This is a genomic window from Sphingobium sp. B7D2B (genome assembly GCF_025961895.1).
Taxonomy (GTDB): domain Bacteria; phylum Pseudomonadota; class Alphaproteobacteria; order Sphingomonadales; family Sphingomonadaceae; genus Sphingobium.
Genome location: NZ_JAOQOM010000001.1, coordinates 968,950 through 985,015 on the forward strand (window position 1 = coordinate 968,950; position 16,066 = coordinate 985,015).

Annotated in this window: 15 protein-coding genes; 8 read left to right on the forward strand and 7 right to left on the reverse strand. The window is 63.8% G+C overall.

Features of this window, described 5'->3' with window-relative positions; translation table 11 throughout:
- Positions 1-47 precede the first annotated feature (47 nt).
- From M2341_RS04270 to M2341_RS04285, 4 genes are all read left to right on the forward strand, one after another.
- A complete protein-coding gene (locus M2341_RS04270) occupies positions 48-1,067 on the forward strand; it encodes an ABC transporter permease (RefSeq protein WP_413715688.1) in 1,020 nt (339 codons plus the stop codon).
- A complete protein-coding gene (locus M2341_RS04275) occupies positions 1,064-2,689 on the forward strand; it encodes an ABC transporter ATP-binding protein (protein WP_264584348.1) in 1,626 nt (541 codons plus the stop codon). Before M2341_RS04270 ends, M2341_RS04275 begins: the two co-directional genes overlap by 4 nt.
- Before the next feature lie 863 nt (positions 2,690-3,552).
- Positions 3,553-4,629: an ABC transporter substrate-binding protein gene (locus tag M2341_RS04280; protein WP_264584349.1), complete on the forward strand. Its 1,077-nt coding sequence runs from the start codon at positions 3,553-3,555 to the stop codon at positions 4,627-4,629.
- 398 nt (positions 4,630-5,027) lie between these two features.
- Positions 5,028-6,671 (forward strand): transferrin-binding protein-like solute binding protein, encoded by a 1,644-nt coding sequence (locus tag M2341_RS04285; RefSeq protein ID WP_264584350.1) that lies wholly within the window; start codon positions 5,028-5,030, stop codon positions 6,669-6,671.
- Between the two features lie 7 nt (positions 6,672-6,678).
- Here M2341_RS04285 and M2341_RS04290 read toward each other — a convergent pair whose 3' ends face one another.
- From M2341_RS04290 to gmk, 3 genes are all read right to left on the reverse strand, one after another.
- A complete protein-coding gene (locus tag M2341_RS04290) occupies positions 6,679-7,137 on the reverse strand; it encodes a YaiI/YqxD family protein (RefSeq protein ID WP_264584351.1) in 459 nt (152 codons plus the stop codon).
- A complete protein-coding gene (locus tag M2341_RS04295; RefSeq protein ID WP_264584352.1) occupies positions 7,134-8,933 on the reverse strand; it encodes a DEAD/DEAH box helicase in 1,800 nt (599 codons plus the stop codon). Before M2341_RS04295 ends, M2341_RS04290 begins: the two co-directional genes overlap by 4 nt.
- Before the next feature lie 191 nt (positions 8,934-9,124).
- Positions 9,125-9,805, reverse strand: a complete 681-nt coding sequence (gene gmk, locus M2341_RS04300; protein WP_264584353.1) for a guanylate kinase — start codon at positions 9,803-9,805, stop codon at positions 9,125-9,127.
- 397 nt (positions 9,806-10,202) lie between these two features.
- On the opposite strand from gmk, the gene M2341_RS04305 reads away from it, so the two are divergent.
- Both M2341_RS04305 and M2341_RS04310 read left to right on the forward strand, forming a co-directional pair.
- A complete protein-coding gene (locus tag M2341_RS04305) occupies positions 10,203-10,406 on the forward strand; it encodes a Flp family type IVb pilin (RefSeq protein ID WP_264572146.1) in 204 nt (67 codons plus the stop codon).
- 111 nt (positions 10,407-10,517) lie between these two features.
- Positions 10,518-10,706 (forward strand): flagellar FlbD family protein, encoded by a 189-nt coding sequence (locus M2341_RS04310; protein WP_181558812.1) that lies wholly within the window; start codon positions 10,518-10,520, stop codon positions 10,704-10,706.
- A 19-nt stretch (positions 10,707-10,725) separates the two neighbouring features.
- Here the strand turns inward: M2341_RS04310 and M2341_RS04315 are convergent, their stop codons facing one another.
- From M2341_RS04315 to lepA, 4 genes are all read right to left on the reverse strand, one after another.
- Positions 10,726-11,052, reverse strand: coding sequence for a hypothetical protein (locus M2341_RS04315; RefSeq protein ID WP_264584354.1), 327 nt, complete (start codon positions 11,050-11,052; stop codon positions 10,726-10,728).
- A 191-nt stretch (positions 11,053-11,243) separates the two neighbouring features.
- Positions 11,244-11,438: a hypothetical protein gene (locus M2341_RS04320; protein WP_181558813.1), complete on the reverse strand. Its 195-nt coding sequence runs from the start codon at positions 11,436-11,438 to the stop codon at positions 11,244-11,246.
- 40 nt (positions 11,439-11,478) lie between these two features.
- Entirely contained in the window at positions 11,479-11,793 is a 315-nt protein-coding gene (locus M2341_RS04325) for an alkylphosphonate utilization protein (RefSeq protein ID WP_264584355.1), read from the reverse strand.
- Positions 11,790-13,610, reverse strand: coding sequence for a translation elongation factor 4 (lepA, locus tag M2341_RS04330; protein ID WP_264572150.1), 1,821 nt, complete (start codon positions 13,608-13,610; stop codon positions 11,790-11,792). The genes M2341_RS04325 and lepA overlap by 4 nt, the downstream gene beginning before the upstream one ends.
- A 211-nt stretch (positions 13,611-13,821) precedes the next feature.
- Between lepA and M2341_RS04335 the strand changes: the two genes are divergently transcribed.
- Both M2341_RS04335 and M2341_RS04340 read left to right on the forward strand, forming a co-directional pair.
- Positions 13,822-14,583 (forward strand): CsgG/HfaB family protein, encoded by a 762-nt coding sequence (locus tag M2341_RS04335; RefSeq protein WP_264574542.1) that lies wholly within the window; start codon positions 13,822-13,824, stop codon positions 14,581-14,583.
- A gap of 167 nt (positions 14,584-14,750) precedes the next feature.
- Positions 14,751-16,049: an FAD-dependent oxidoreductase gene (locus M2341_RS04340; protein WP_264584356.1), complete on the forward strand. Its 1,299-nt coding sequence runs from the start codon at positions 14,751-14,753 to the stop codon at positions 16,047-16,049.
- Positions 16,050-16,066: the final 17 nt, after the last annotated feature.

Consider the following 16,066-nt stretch of genomic DNA (forward strand, 5'->3'; position numbering starts at 1 on the left):
TCGCAGCCCCGGCCGTTCATCCCCGGCCTGTGCGCCCGATCAGCCGGATGAGCCCGCTCACGCGCCGGCGCTGGGCCAATTTCAAGGCCAACAAGCGCGGCTATTGGAGCCTGTGGATATTCCTTGCGCTCTATGTGGTGACGCTGTGCGCCGAGCTGATCGCCAATGATAAGCCCATCTTGCTGAGCTATCGTGGCGAGATCTATGCGCCCGTTCTGCGCGCCTATCCGGAGACCACGTTCGGCGGCGTGTTCGAGACGGAGGCCAATTATCAGGACCCCGCCGTGCGGGCGATGATCGCTGAGGGCGACGGCTGGGCGATCTGGCCGATCATCCCCTACAGCTACCGGACGATCGATTACGATATCCCCGTCACCGCGCCGTCGCCGCCCTCCGCACGCCATTGGCTGGGCACAGACGACCAAGCGCGCGATGTGCTGGCGCGCATCATCTACGGCTTCCGCCTCTCGGTGACCTTCGGCCTGCTGCTCACCTTTTTCAGCTCCATCATCGGCATCACCGCCGGCGCTATACAGGGCTATTTCGGCGGGTGGGCCGACCTCATTTTCCAGCGCTGCATCGAGATCGTGCAGAGCCTGCCGATGCTCTACCTGCTCATCATCATGGCCAGCTTCCTCACGCCCAGCTTCTTCACGCTGCTCGGTGCGCTGCTGCTGGTGAGCTGGATGACGCTGGTGCACGTCGTGCGCGCCGAGTTCCTGCGCGCGCGCAATCTCGATTATGTCCGCGCCGCCCGGGCGCTTGGCCTTGGCAACCGCACGATCATGTTCCGGCACATCCTGCCCAATGCGATGGTCGCGACCATCACCTTCCTGCCGTTCATCGTCTCCTCGTCGATCACGATCCTCACGGCGCTGGATTTTCTCGGCTTCGGAATGCCGCGCGGATCGCCCTCGATCGGCGAACTGCTCAATCAGGCGAAGAACAATCTCTATGCACCGTGGCTCGGCATCGCGGGTTTCGCCGTCATGGCCACCATGCTCTCGCTGCTCATCTTCATCGGCGAAGCGGCGCGGGACGCCTTCGATCCAAGGAAATCGACATGAGTGCCACGGACACGCCCCTGCTTGCAGTCGACAGGCTGTGCTGCTCGTTCCGCTCGGAAGGGCGCATCGTCGAGGCGGTGAAGGACGTGTCCTTCACGCTGGAAAAGGGCCAGACGCTGGCGCTGGTCGGCGAGTCCGGCTCGGGCAAGTCCACCGCTGCCATGTCGATCCTGCAATTGCTGCCTTATCCGGTGGCGTTCCACCCATCCGGCTCGATCCGGCTGGACGGGCAGGAGATCGTCGGCGCCAGCGAACGCACGATGCAGACGCTGCGCGGCGCCCGCATCGCACTGATCCCGCAAGAGCCGCTGACTGCGCTCAACCCGCTGCACACCATCGATCGGCAGATCATCGAAGCGATGAAGCTGCACGATCCTGCGATCACCAAGGCCGCGGCGGTGGCCAAGACCATCGACCTGCTCAAACTGGTTGGCTTGCGCGATGCCGAGAACCGCCTCAAATCCTATCCCCACCAGCTCTCCGGCGGGCAGCGCCAGCGCATCATGATCGCGATGGCGCTGGCCAACGAGCCGGACCTGCTGATTGCCGACGAGCCGACCACCGCGCTCGACGTGACCGTGCAGGCGCAGGTGCTCGATCTGCTCAAGGATCTGCAGCAGCGCCTCGGCATGGCGATGCTGCTCATCACCCATGATCTGGGCGTCGTGCGGAAGATGGCCGAGCGCGTCTGCGTGATGACGCAGGGCGAGGTGGTGGAAGCGGGTGACACCAGCGCGGTGTTCGACAATCCCCAGCATGCCTACACCCGTAAGCTGCTGGACGCGACGCCGCGCGGCGAACCGCTTAAGATCGAGGGCGATCCCGCGCCGCTGGTGCGCACCGAGGATCTGAAGGTCCATTTCCCGATCAAGGGCTGGTTCGGCAAGCCGCGCGCCTTTGTGAAAGCCGTGGATGGCGTGACGCTCTCGATCCCGCGCGGGCATACGCTCGGCGTCGTCGGCGAGTCCGGCTCGGGCAAGAGCACGCTCGGCCTTGCGCTGCTGCGCATTAGCCGCTCGGAAGGGCCGATCTGGTTCGAGGACGAGCCGCTGCACGAGCGCAACTGGAAGCAGATGCGCCCCCTGCGCAAGCGGATGCAGATCGTCTTTCAGGACCCCTTCGCCAGCCTCAGCCCCAAGATGACCATTGGCCAGATCGTCGGCGAGGGGTTGCCGATCCACCGACCCGACCTGACGCCAGCGGAGCGCTACGAGGCCGTCGCGACGATGATCGAGGAAGTCGGCCTCTCGACGGCGGTGCTGGATCGCTACCCGCACGAATTCTCCGGCGGCCAGCGCCAGCGCATCGCCATCGCCCGCGCGATCATCTTGCGGCCCGATCTCGTGATCCTCGACGAGCCCACCTCCGCGCTCGACATGTCCGTGCAGGCCCAGATCGTCGACCTGCTGCGCAACCTGCAGGCGAGCCATGGCCTGACCTATCTGTTCATCAGCCACGACCTCAAGGTCGTCCGCGCCCTCGCGCACGAGGTGGTGGTGATGCGCAACGGCAGGATCGTCGAGCAGGGCTCCTCGCAGCAGATCTTTACCGCGCCGCAGACGGATTACACGCGCGACCTCATCGCCGCGGCGCTGGAGTTACGCGCGCGGGCGGCGGCGTGATTTTTGAGGCAAGCCTGAACTAAGTGAATGTCGGCTTTGAAGTTCTGCGCTCACATGCGTGAAGGGCTGCTTTGGTGTGGTTAGCGGACTGGCGGGTTTCCGGTCTCAAAGGCGAATTGCAGTCAGAGGCTTGGCAATTACGCCCCCATCTCATATCGTCAAGGCAATGATATCTAGAAGCTTGCAGACGTCTATTTTCTCGCTTTGCTGGGTACTAAGCGCCAGCGCGGCGTTTGCATGTTCGCCTACACGGCCAGATTACAAATCGCTACCTCTCTCTGATCAAGTGAAACAGAATATTAGGCAGGCCGACGCCATAATAGATGGTGAGATCGTCCGAGTCAGCGGTTATGACTACAAGAACAAGAGAGAAATTCCGGCCCTTCTTAAAGTTAGGAAAATAATCAAGGGGCCGAGTGTTCGAGTCTTCTCTCTTCGACTTCCGGCGGGAGGTTGCGAGATTTTCTTTCGCCGGAAGGAGAAAGTCAGATTGCTGCTGAGCGAAACGGGAGGAAGCTGGGCCGCTCGCGAAACTTTAAATCTGCCCTCGCCCGCATTGTCAGAAGCGCCGGGCGACCGTTTGATTGACAACCGTCTTCCTTACGCAAAGTTGATAGATAAGCAGATCGGAATACCCCGCAGTGCGGATACCGCTGTAGTGCCATGGGGATTTTGAGGACTTAACTTAAGGCAGCTTTGTTGTCGTATCCGGAACGGCTGTTTTCAGCCGATATTCTGCAAACCCTAGCTCCTCTCCCCAACCCCCGCCACCCCAGGCAAGGATCAATGCCGTTCCGTGCATTGTTGGCGGCGCCACCGCTCGCTAGCCTCCCGCCGTCAAAAGTGATGTGAGGGAGAAGAGGATGTCGGCATTCAATCGGGCGATGAGCCATGGCCATGCGCGTCGGCGTGGGCGCGGCGTCCTGTTGGCCGGTCTCTCGCTTCTGCTTGCCGGCACCTCGGCCTGCACCCAGACGGATACGCCCGTGGCATCGGCGTCGGCGGCTTCCGCGACTGTCGCGCAGGCAGGTCCGATCCGCGCCTTTGGCAATCTCACCGTGTTCGAATTCGCCCCGCTCTTTATCGCCGCTGAATCCTATTATCCGGCTCCCGTCACGGTCGGGCGGGGGAGCGTTGCCAATCTTGTCGGCGAGCCCGGTGCGACGCCGGATGACAGCAGCGCGCCAGCCGACATCGCGACCAATGCCGAAACGCAGGCGCTGCGCTATTCGCTGCGCAACCCGGACATGCGGATCGTCATGACCGTCACCGAGGGGCTGTACCGCATCGTTGCGCGCAAATCGGCCGGCATCAATTCGCTGGCTGACCTCAAGGGCAAGCGGATCGCGACCATTTCCGTCACTTCATCCGGATTCTTCACCCAGAAGATGCTGAAAACCGTCGGCCTTTCCAGCGACGATGTTACCATGGTCGGCATGAAGCTGCCCGACATGCCGCAGGCACTGGCGGATCGAAAGGTCGATGCCGTGGCGATCTGGGAGCCGGAAGTCGAGCGCGCCGCGCAGGCGATTGGCGATGATGCCATCGAGTTCAGCGGCAAGGGCGTCTATCGCGAGCTGTTCAATCTCAACACAACCGCGGGCGCGCTGGCCAACCCGCAGATGCGGCGGAACATCGTTGTTATGGTCCGCGCGATCATCGATGCCACGCAGGAGGTCCGCCGCAATCCCGCACGGGCGCAGGAGCTGGTGGCGCAGAACAGCGGCTATCCGCTCGAGCTGGTCGAGCAGAGCTGGTCCCACCACAATTGGCTGGCGGACTGGACCGGCGACCTGCTGGACGTGCTGGAGGAAGAGGAAGCCTGGCTCGCCAAACAGGACAAGCGCACGCCCCGCACCCGCGCACAGCTCGCGACGCTGATCGACACGAGCGTGCTGGAGGAAGCCAAGGCCCTGCCGCCGCTGCCCAAGCGGAAGTGAGGGCTCGTCGTTTCATGGCGCGCTGAGGTTCGCGACAAAAAGTTCTCGAGGAGGGCCACGCCGGGAAAAAACTCGGCTTCCTTGGACACTCGCCGTTCTGAAACAAGACAAAAGTGGTGGCTCCTTTCGGCTCAATCGGCTTGACCCTGCCGCCTGCGAACGCCCAAACAAACATCCGAGTTCACGGGGTGGGGGTTGCATTGCAGTACCATTTTCGAGGCTGCTTCATAGCGGTCTGCACGTTGCTGACAGCGTGTGGCGGCGGCGGTGTCAACAGCACGCCTGCGCCTTCTCCAACTCCGTCGCCTTCACCGACACCCGCCCCGGCGCCGTCCGCCGCCGCCCTTGTTCGTCCTGCACCGCCAACCTCTTTGCCGGCAGCAACTAGCGGAACGCTGATGGAGGCTCTGGGGCAGACGCAAGACTTTCGGTCCGGTTCTGTCGAAGTCGATATCAATTACTACGATGAGACCCTCCGAACGCGACACAGCCCTTATCAATCTTCAAGCGCGGCTCGGCTCTATGTCGACCCTCGCGCGGGTGGTCGATATGCACTGTACAACATTCTGGCCAGTGGTCAGATTCACGCGCCCAACCTCTCGGGAGGGGACATCGGCTGGAGCGACAGCGCTGCGGATGGCACGCGTGTCCTGTGGTTCAGGCAGCCGGACTATGCAGACCCGCTGAGACCCGATCTGAGGCTTTCCTATGTGAGTTACGGCGGATGGGAGTTCATCTCTCGCGACACGAGTTTCGGAACTCCGCAGCGGCGCGTGAATGCCTATTTCTACTTCGGCGTGCCGACCACGGCTGGAGATTTGCCGTTCGGTGGCAGCGGCACATACGAAGGATTTGCGGAAGGCATCCTCTACGATCGCGTGGGCGAGTATAGCCTGAGCGGCAAAGCGAGCCTGACGGCAAACTTTAGCGATCAAAGCTTCTCGACGTTCTTGCAGCTTTCCGGGCTTAGCAGCGTCTCTGGAGCTTCCGTCTCCCTCCCGTCTCTCAACGGAACTGGTCATATCGGAGCAGGCAACACGTTTCAGGGCACCTGGGACGGCGGCACTTATCAAGGGTCCATTCTCGGCGGCTTCTTCGGTCCCGACGGTGGAGAGTTCGGCTATACTTTTGCGATCAATAATGCCGACCTTAACTCGCTCGGCGGGGGTGTCGTCACGGGTGCTCTCAAGCAGTATGTCGCGCCTCCACCGCCTCCTCCGCCCCCGCCTCCGGGCAGCACCTTCCCGCTGCAAGGCGCCACGACATTTGACCTCATCAGCTCGCCCCTAAGCTATGCGAGAGAGACCAATTACAGTCCCCCGGTGTATGACGATAACGCACCCGCGGCGACTTCGATCACCGTCACGCCTGACTATCAAACTGGCACTTACACCATCACGACTGACAGCATCTCGGCGAGCTTCACTGGAGAGGATCTCGCTCAAGCCCCCGATCCTACAAAAACCTCCATCTCATTCCGAAAGGTCAGCGAAGCCGAGCGTGGAAAAAGCATTGCGTTATTCAACAACCTGACGCCGCAATTAGGTACCAACAAAGCGGAGCTACAGTTCCACTACCTCAGCTATGGCGAATGGACGCAGGTTGGGGTCGGATATAATGCGTTTCTCTACGGCTCTCCGTCCCGCTCGGATGAAATGCCGCGAACCGGCACAGCCAGCTATGCTTTGCATGTCAGGGGGCAAGGATTTGTCGGCAGAAGTACGGCGATCCTCGGAGATGGCCGTCTGGACGCTGATTTCGACTCTGGCAGGATTTATACGGAGCTAAAACTGATCGATTACTGGACGCTTGGGGCAGACACCCCCTTTGGTGATTTTACAGGTACGGCTACGATTTCCTCGGACGGTCCGACCTTCCAAGGTAGTCTTTCTTCCTACAACACAAACTTTTCAGGAGATTTTCACGGTTCATTCTATGGGCCTGATGCTGCCGAGGTCGGTTATGCGTTCTCGCTCACCAGCCCTGCGACGCCCTCCTCGCCGGAAGGCCGCATTGCTGGTGTGGCCATCGGTAACCGCTGATCGCCCCTCACGCTGGCTGCTGCCGCTTCAGCCGCACGATCGTCTCATCCAGCGCCGAAAGAAAGCGTGAACGGTCCGCCTTGCTGAACGGCGCCGGGCCGCCGATGATGTCGCCGCCGGCGCGCAGATCGGCCATGATGGCGCGGGTCGCGATGGCGCTGCCGATGGAGGCGGTGGTGAAGGGCTTGCCGGTCGGGGCGATCACGCTCGCGCCGGCTTTCAGGCAGCGATCCGCGAGCAGAATGTCCGCGGTGACGCAGATCGTCGTTGGGCCGGCCTGTTCGGCGATCCAGTCGTCGGCCGCGTCGAAGGCGTCGGACACGACCACCCGCTCGACCAGCGGATGATCGGGCACGCGGATGCGCTGGTTGCTGACGATCCTGACCGGCGTCTCATGCCGAAATGCCACCCGGTAGATTTCTTCCTTCACCGGGCAGGCATCGGCATCGACGAGGATTGCGATCATCTATCCTTGCCGGGCTTCTTGTGCGCGAAGGGCTTGGCGCCGCCCTTCCACTTGTTCGGACCCTTCTTCTTGCCGGCGCCATGCGGGCCGGGCTGGGCCTGGTCCGGGCGGCCGCCATGCGGCCCGCGCGCGGCGGGTGCGCGATAGGGCTTGGGCGCATGGACGGGGCGGGCATTGTCGCGGCGATTGCGGCGTGCTTCCTCGCGGGGCTTGCCGTCGGTCGGCTGGATGTCGACCTCGTCATCCTCGCTGGCCGTGCGGCGCACGGCATCGAGGAAGCGCGCAGCGACGCCACCCGCGACCTCGAACAGCGTTTCCTGCGCCGCGATGCGGATCGCGCCGATCTCTGTGCGGCTGATGTGGCCGCGCCGGCAGAGCAGCGGCAGGATCCAGCGCGGATCGGCATTCTGATTGCGGCCGACATTCAGGCGGAACCAGGCGCTCTGCTCGAAACCGGGGCGGGGACCGCGCGGCTCGGCGGGGGCATCGCTGCCCAGCAGATCTTCGGGCTCGGGCAGGCGCGCGCGATAGGCATGGGCCAGCATCGCGGCGACATCTTCCGGGCTGCGCTCGGCCAGCAACTGGCGGCCCAGCTCATGATCCTGCTCGCTGAGTTCGACAGGGGCGCGCAGCGTATCGAGCAGGCGCTGGGTATCGGCCCGACGAATGTCGTCGGCGGAAGGCGGCGAAATCCAGTCCGCCTGGATGCGCGCGCCGCGCAGCATCGATTCCACCCGGCGGCGGCGCGGATAGGGCACGATGAGCACGGCGGTGCCCTTCTTGCCCGCGCGCCCGGTGCGGCCGGAGCGGTGCTGCAGCGTCTCGGCATCGCGCGGAATCTCGACATGGACAACGAGGCTCAGCGTCGGCAGGTCGATCCCGCGCGCGGCCACATCGGTCGCGACGCACACACGCGCGCGCCGGTCGCGCAAGGATTGCAGCGCCTGATTGCGCTCATTCTGGCTATGCTCGCCGGAGAGGGCGACGACCGCGAAGCCGCGCTCGACCAGCCCGGCATGGAGGTGGCGTACATTGTCGCGCGTCGCGCAGAACAGCATCGCCGTTTCCGCTTCGTGGAAGCGCAGCAGGTTCACCACGGCATGTTCGATGTCGGCCGGCGCCACAGCCATCGCCTGATAGCTGATGTCGCCGTGGCCGCGATCCTGCGTCACCGTCGAGATGCGCAGCGCGTCGCGCTGATAGCGCCGGGCCAGCGCCACGATGGGGGCCGGCATGGTCGCGGAGAAGAGCAGGGTGCGGCGCTCCTGCGGCGTGCCGTCGAGAATTTCTTCCAGATCCTCGCGGAATCCCATGTCGAGCATCTCGTCGGCTTCGTCGAGTACCACCGCGCGCAGGGTCGAGAGGTTGAGGGCGCCGCGTTCCAGATGGTCGCGCAGGCGACCGGGCGTGCCGACCACGATCTGCGCGCCGTGCGAGAGCGCGCGGCGCTCCTTGCTCGCATCCATGCCGCCGACGCAGGTGGCGATGCGCGCGCCGGCCTTGCCATAGAGCCAGATCAGCTCGCGGCTGACCTGCAGCGCCAGTTCACGGGTCGGCGCGATGATCAGCGCCTGGGGCAGGCCGGGCGGCGCCATGCGTTCGCCATCTTCCAGCAGGTCGGTGGCAATGGCGAGGCCGAACGCCACGGTCTTCCCCGATCCGGTCTGCGCCGAGACGATAAGGTCGCGGCCATGCGCCTGCGCCTCCAGAACTTCGGCCTGAACGGGCGTGGGGTCGGCATAGCCGCGCTCGGCAAGGGCATTGGCGAGAAGAGGGGGGAGTGTGGAAAAGGGCATGTATCTCGCTAATCAAAAAAGAGTGGAGCGGTGGACCATCCTCGCCGCAAAGCCTGTTTCAAAGGCCTCATCTGCGCGCGTCATCCTGTTTGGTGGTCCGCCTTATGCTCCCCCCATACAGATATGGAGGGCATCTGGCTTGCAAAGTTTTGCGTGGCCGGGCCAATGACCCCTGCGGGCCGGGCTGAGGGCTAGATTTCCTCGCGATCGAGCTTGCGGATGAAGCCGATGATGCCGGTCTGCCGGTGGCGCTTGAGCCGTTCGGCCTGCAGGATCGTGAGCACCTTGGCGAAACAGGCTTCGGCATCGTCATTGACGAGCACATAATCATAGCCGTCCCAATGGGCGATTTCGCTGTGCGCCCGCGCCATGCGTCGCTCGATCACGTCGTTGCTGTCCGTGCCGCGCCCACGCAGCCGCGCTTCCAGCTCGATCATCGAGGGGGGCAGAATGAACACGCGGACCACATCGCCGCCGGCCAGCTGGTGGAGCTGCTGGGCGCCCTGCCAGTCGATATCGAAAAGCACGTCGTGCCCGGCTTCCAGCATCCCTTCCACCGGCGCGCGCGGCGTGCCGTAGCGATGATCGAACACATGCGCCCATTCGAGGAACTGGTTGTCCGTCACCATGGCGCGGAACCGCTCGAGGTCGACGAAATGATAATCCCTGCCGTCGACTTCGCCGGGCCGCATCGGCCGGGTGGTGGCGGAGACGGACATGGTCAGGCCCGGATCATGCGCCAGCAGCTTGCGCGAGATGGTGGATTTGCCGGCCCCGGAAGGGGAGGACAGCACGAAAAGCATCCCCCGGCGCTTGAAGGAAGCGGGCTGGGCAAGTGGATCGGCGGAAACGGGATCGGTCATGTCGGCCATGCTTGCTCCTGCCGTGAGTCTGTCGCCACGTCAATTGGCGGACTGAGACTTGGGCGGAGGAATCGCTTCCGCGCGCCCAGTCTGGAGGGCTTTTTGTGTGTATCGGTCGTCTTCCAGCGGCTTCGTTAAGCGCACGTAAAGCCAGCCGCTGCTATGAGTTATGTCATTGGAGGATGACATGATTATGCGGATTCTCCGCACCGAGCGCGGAGCAAAGGCTTTGGAACTTGGGCTGGTAACCAGCCTAACCGGTATCGCGGCATTGATCGCCGTGGCTTCACTCGGTTTGGGCTGACGGGCCTTCCGCCCTCTTAGTCCAATGTCATCCGGCGCTTTCTCTTTACCACCTCTCCACCATTTGCGGCGACGTTGAACCGACAAATGTGAGGAGTGCCCCATGCCGCGCCAGACATCACCTGCTGTTGACCGTGACCTGACGCCCTTTGATCGGCTGCGCGCAAATGAGCGGGGCGCGACGGCAGTGGAATATGGGCTGATCGCGGCGCTGGTGTCGCTGGCCTGCGTCATGGCGTTCCTGTCGCTCGGTATCAATCTCTCCGAGCTTTTCTTCGGCATCAGCAACAGCCTGTCGGGCCGATAAGGCGCGAGAAGCGGCAGCGTGCCGGATATTTTCCACCTTCGCGCGACGAGCAATTGCGTGACGCGAGAATGCGCTTAGGCTGTCTCCAATCATAAGCAGGAGAGCGTGCCCATGTTCGTCAAGTTCACCAGCCCGGACCGCGCGCCCGTCGCCGTCAATGCGACGCAGATTTCGTTCATCTCCAATGTCGGCGAGGGCACGCGCATTCGCTTTGGCGAAGGCCGCAGCGTGACGGTCGTCGAGCCGCTCGACGAAGTGATCGACCGGCTGAACCGGACCAACCAGCTACCCGAAAGCTAGGGACTAGCGCGCCGAGACTTCAGCTGCCCGCGTTGAGATTGATCGGGGGAGCCAGAGGATTGGTCTCATCCGGGTTGGCTTGGCTTGCACCCGTATCGCTCGCTTCGCCCGATAAAGCGGCCGCGATCATCGCTTCCCAAATCTCTTCATTGCCTGCGCTGGCCATTGCGGCGTCCGGCTCGCGCATCGTGCGGAGCACCGCGCGTGCGTCCTCGAGGCAATCTTCCCATTCGAGGTCCACAGACCGGCTGGCGCTCGGCTCCGTGCCATCGGCATTCTCGCTCAGCCGCAGTCCGGCGAGCACGCGCGCAATGCGCTCTATCAGGGGCGTATGGGAAATGGGCATGGGGACATCCTCCAGCATGGTCTCGCACAAGGGCACGCCGCCGCCGCGGACTCGACATGTCCACAACAGCGATGTGCCACTTCCATCTCGCTTGGGAGCTGGCCCTGATGAGACGCTTGTGCGCCCCGAAGGTTGCCGGACGCTCACTCGGACGGGCGCCGTTTGCTGCTGGCAGGATTTGGGGCCGCGCCTTAACGCAGTTTCGCGATCGTCAGCCCGTCCGCCTTGGCGCGGTCCTTCACCGATTCTTCGCTGCGGGTCAGCGCCTTGGCGATGGCTTTCAGCGCCATGCCCTTCTTCGCCAACGTGTGCAGCTTGTCGATCTCGGCGGCGGTCCAGGGCTGGCGATGCCGCTCGAAGCGTCCGCCGGCGTCAGTCTTTGCCATCAGGCTGCACTCCTTTGCGATGGGCGGCCCGGTACCGCGCTCACCGCTTCTTCACGAACTCGGCACGCAGCACCAGCCCCTTGATGCCCTCGTAGCGGCAATCGATTTCCTGCGGGTCACCGGTCAGGCGGATCGACTTGATCAGCGTCCCGCGCTTGAGCGTCTGCCCCGCGCCCTTCACCGTCAGATCCTTGATCAGCGTAACCTGATCGCCATCGGCCAGCAGATTGCCGACCGCGTCGCGCACTTCCACCGCATCGGCCGCGCCCTGCTTGGCGGCCAGTTCGGAAGCCGGCAGCCACTCGCCGCTGGCTTCATCGAACACATAATCCTCGTCGCTAGTCTGCTCCCTCAACTGTCGTCCCCCATTTTGAGCGCGGCGATGAAGGCTTCCTGCGGAATCTGCACGGAGCCATATTCGCGCATCCGCGCCTTGCCCTTCTTCTGCTTCTCCAGCAGCTTCTTCTTGCGGGTGATGTCGCCGCCATAGCATTTGGCGGTCACGTCCTTGCGCATCGCGGCGATGGTCTCGCGCGCGATCACCTTGCCGCCGATCGCCGCCTGAATGGGGATCTTGAAGAGGTGGCGGGGGATGAGGTCCTTCAGCCGCTCGCACATGTGGCGGCCGCGCTCCTCGGCGACGCCGCGATGGACGATCATGGAGAGCGCGTCGACCGGCTCGTTGTTGACGAGGATGCTCATCTTCACGAGGTCGCCTTCGCGCAGGCCGATCTGCTCATAGTCGAAGCTGGCATAGCCTCGGCTGATCGACTTCAGCCGGTCGTAGAAGTCGAACACCACTTCGTTGAGCGGCAGTTCGTAGCTCACCTGCGCGCGGCCGCCCACATAAGTGAGGCCGGTCTGGATGCCGCGCCGGTCCTGACAGAGCTTGAGGATGCTGCCCAGATATTCGTCCGGCGTGTAGATCGTCGCCTTGATCCACGGCTCGTCGATCTGTTCGATGCGGCTGGGGTCGGGATAGTCCGCCGGATTGTGCAGCAGAATCTCGCGCGCGTCCTCGGTCTTCGATTTGCGCAGCTGGATGCGATAGACCACCGACGGCGCGGTGGTGATGAGGTCGAGGTCATATTCCCGCGTCAGCCGCTCCTGGATGATCTCGAGGTGCAGCAGGCCGAGGAACCCGGCGCGGAAGCCGAAGCCCAGCGCCGCGCTGCTCTCCATCTCGAAGGAGAAGCTGGCGTCATTGAGGCGCAGCTTGGCGATGCTCTCGCGCAGCTTCTCGAAGTCCGCCGCATCGACCGGGAAGAGCCCGCAGAACACCACTGGCTGCACTTCCTTGAAGCCGGGCAGGGGCGTGGTCGCGCCGTTCTTGACCGTGGTGATGGTGTCGCCCACGCGGGTCTGCGTGATTTCCTTGATCTGCGCGGTGATGAAGCCGATTTCGCCCGGGCCAAGCTCCGGCAGCGTCTCGATCTTGGGGCGGAAGCAGCCGACGCGGTCGACCAGATGCTCCGTGCCGCCGATCATGAACTTGATGTTCTGGCCCTTCTTGAGCACGCCGTTAATGACGCGCACGAGGATGACGACGCCGAGATAGGGGTCGTACCAGCTGTCGACCAGCATCGCTTCCAGCGGCTTGTCCCGGTCGCCACTGGGCGCGGGGATTTTCTTGACGATCGCTTCGAGGATCTCGTCAATGCCGATGCCGGCCTTGGCGGAGGCGAGCACCGCCTCGCTGGCGTCGATGCCGATCACGTCCTCGATCTCCGCCTTCACCTTTTCCGGTTCGGCGGCGGGCAGGTCGATCTTGTTGATGACCGGCACGATCTCATGGTCATGCTCGATCGACTGGTACACATTGGCCAGCGTCTGCGCTTCCACGCCCTGCGCGGCATCCACGACCAGCAATGCGCCTTCGCACGCGGCGAGGCTGCGCGAGACTTCATAGGCGAAGTCGACATGGCCCGGCGTGTCCATGAGGTTGAGCTCATAGGTCTTGCCGTCGCTCGCGGTGTAATCGAGGCGCACGGTCTGGGCCTTGATGGTGATGCCGCGTTCCTTCTCGATATCCATGTTATCGAGCACCTGCGCGGTCATCTCGCGATCCGAGAGTCCGCCGGTGCGCTGGATCAAGCGGTCGGCGAGGGTCGACTTGCCATGGTCGATATGCGCGATGATGGAAAAGTTACGGATGTGGGCGAGGTCAGTCATTGCGCGCCGATAGCAGGCGGAAGGGTTCCGGCAAAGCCTTCTGAAAGAAGGCCCGCCACGACCATTTCATACAAGACATGAGGAGCGCCGCCTGTCATGCGCCGCCGCCGTGCAGTCGTTAACCTTGTGCCGCCATTTTGCTGTGATAAACAGCGGGCCTTGTGGTTCGGCAGGGGCGTCGGCTGCATAATCCTTGTGGGTGAGGTAACACATGAAACTATCGATCAAACTGGCGCTGGCGCTGTCCGCGATCGGCCTGGTGGTGCAGCCGGCCATGGCGCAATCCTCGGGGCGCAAGGCGCAGGACAAGGGCACGCGCGAAATCCCGCGTTGCACCAAGAATCTGGGCACCGTCGCCATCGTCGAGCCGGACACGCAGTGGTGGCGCGAGCTGAGCCTCGGCAGCCCCGAAGCGATCCTGCGCATCTTCATCCAGCAGTCCGGCTGCTTCACGCTCGTTAACCGCGGGCGCTCGATGCAGAACCGCGCGATGGAGCGCGCCCTGGCCGATCAGGGTGAACTGCAGGCCGGCAGCAACATCGGGCGCGGTCAGGTGAAGGCGGCGGACTATTTCCTCCAGCCGGACATCGTGACCTCCAACAAGAATAGCGGCGGCAACGCTCTGGGTGGCATGCTGGGCGGCTTCCTGGGCCGAAGCACGTTCGGCGCGCTGGCCGGCGGCATCAACATCAAGAAGAGCGAAGCCAATGTGACGCTCTCGATCGTGAACGCGCGCACCACGGTCGAGGAAGCGATGACCGAGGGCTATTCGCGCAAGTCGGACCTGAGCTTCGGTGCCGGCGGCGGTGCGGGCTGGTGGGGCGGTTTTGCCGGCGCGGCTGGCGGCGGCTACCAGAACACGGATATCGGCCAGGTCATCGTGCTGGCCTATCTGGATGCCTATACCAAGCTGGTGACCCAGCTCGGCGGTCTGCCCGCCAATGCCTCGGCAGCAGCGCCCGCTGCACGCTGAGCGGCCTCTGTAAATCGATCTGAAAGGGCGGGCCAGATGGTCCGCCCTTTTCGTTTGGGCGCGCCTATCTCTCCACGGGCGTCGTCCTCATGCGCACGGCCCTTGCCTCGCGCGCAGCCTCGGCTAGGCTGCCCTGCGCAAGACACATTTTCTGGAGAGGCCGTTCCATGCGTCATATCGCCATCATCGGGTCTGGCCCTGCCGGCTATTATACCGCGGAAGCCTGCCAGAAGCAGTTCGGCGAGGGTGTGGCGATCGACATCATTGACCGGCTGCCTGTTCCCTTCGGCCTTGTTCGCACCGGTGTCGCGCCGGATCACCAGTCCATCAAGGCCGTATCCCGCCGCTATGAAGCCGTGGCCTTGACCGACACGGTGCGTTTCGTCGGCAATCTCGTCATCGGGCGCGATGCGTCGATCCCGGAACTTCAGGGCCTTTACGATGCCGTGATCCTCGCCACCGGCGCGCCGTCGGATCGCCCGCTGGGCGTGCCCGGCGACGATCTGCCCGGCGTCATCGGCAGCGCCGCTTTCGTCGGCTGGTATAATGGCCATCCCGATCATGCCGATCTCGCACCGCGGATCGACGAGCGGGATGTGGTCATCATCGGCAATGGCAATGTCGCCCTGGATTGCGCGCGCATTCTCGCCAAGACCGCGCGCGAGCTTGAGGAGAGCGATGTCGTCGCTCATGCCTATGACATTCTCAAAAAGGCGCAGCCCCGCTCGATCACCATCTTGGGTCGGCGCGGCCCGGCGCAGATTGCGATGACGCCCAAGGAGCTGGGCGAACTCGGCCGGCTGGAGCGCGCCTCCGTCCATGTCGATCCCGCCGACCTGCCACCGACCTCGGTCGATGAGGCGCTGGAGCCGGGGCAGCGCAAGTCGCTGGCGCTGCTCCGCCAGTTCGCCGAGCCATCGCCCGAGAAGGTGGTGGCGATCCGGTTCGATTTCTTCGTCGTCTCCGAGCGCGTGGAGGGGGAGGGACGCGTTGAGCAGCTGGTGTTGGAGCGGACCCGGCTCGATGCCCAGCAGCAGAGCATCGGCACCGGCGAGCGCGTGACCATGCCGGCCGATCTCATCATCAGCTGCATCGGCTACCGCACCCCGCCCATTCCCGACGTGCCTTATGACGAGGCACGCGGCCGCTTCGCCAATGAGGAGGGCCGCATTCGCCCGGGCCTTTATTGCGTCGGCTGGGCGCGGCGCGGGCCGAGCGGCACCATCGGCACCAACAAGCCCGATGGCTTCCTGATCGCCGAAGCCATCGCCGCCGACCAGCCCGCCGCGGCCGGCAAGCAGGGCCGGGCTGGCCTGGACGCGCTGATCGCCGAGCGCGATCTGGAGATCGTCACCTTCCGCGACTGGCAGAAGATCGACGAAGCCGAAATCGCCCAAGCCCGCTTGGGCGCCCCGCGCGAGAAGTTCGTGCGGATCGCGGATATGGTGAAGGCGGGGCGGGGGTAGGGGGCGCTCTCCGGCCG

Coding starts and splice junctions, on each gene's coding strand:
- M2341_RS04270 (WP_413715688.1), top strand. CDS start 48: ATGAGCCCGCTCACGCGCCGGCGCTGGGCCAATTTCAAGGCCAACAAG.
- M2341_RS04275 (WP_264584348.1), top strand. CDS start 1,064: ATGAGTGCCACGGACACGCCCCTGCTTGCAGTCGACAGGCTGTGCTGC.
- M2341_RS04280 (WP_264584349.1), top strand. CDS start 3,553: ATGTCGGCATTCAATCGGGCGATGAGCCATGGCCATGCGCGTCGGCGT.
- M2341_RS04285 (WP_264584350.1), top strand. CDS start 5,028: ATGGAGGCTCTGGGGCAGACGCAAGACTTTCGGTCCGGTTCTGTCGAA.
- M2341_RS04290 (WP_264584351.1), bottom strand. CDS start 7,137: ATGATCGCAATCCTCGTCGATGCCGATGCCTGCCCGGTGAAGGAAGAA.
- M2341_RS04295 (WP_264584352.1), bottom strand. CDS start 8,933: ATGCCCTTTTCCACACTCCCCCCTCTTCTCGCCAATGCCCTTGCCGAG.
- gmk (WP_264584353.1), bottom strand. CDS start 9,805: ATGGCCGACATGACCGATCCCGTTTCCGCCGATCCACTTGCCCAGCCC.
- M2341_RS04305 (WP_264572146.1), top strand. CDS start 10,203: ATGCCGCGCCAGACATCACCTGCTGTTGACCGTGACCTGACGCCCTTT.
- M2341_RS04310 (WP_181558812.1), top strand. CDS start 10,518: ATGTTCGTCAAGTTCACCAGCCCGGACCGCGCGCCCGTCGCCGTCAAT.
- M2341_RS04315 (WP_264584354.1), bottom strand. CDS start 11,052: ATGCCCATTTCCCATACGCCCCTGATAGAGCGCATTGCGCGCGTGCTC.
- M2341_RS04320 (WP_181558813.1), bottom strand. CDS start 11,438: ATGGCAAAGACTGACGCCGGCGGACGCTTCGAGCGGCATCGCCAGCCC.
- lepA (WP_264572150.1), bottom strand. CDS start 13,610: ATGACTGACCTCGCCCACATCCGTAACTTTTCCATCATCGCGCATATC.
- M2341_RS04335 (WP_264574542.1), top strand. CDS start 13,822: ATGAAACTATCGATCAAACTGGCGCTGGCGCTGTCCGCGATCGGCCTG.
- M2341_RS04340 (WP_264584356.1), top strand. CDS start 14,751: ATGCGTCATATCGCCATCATCGGGTCTGGCCCTGCCGGCTATTATACC.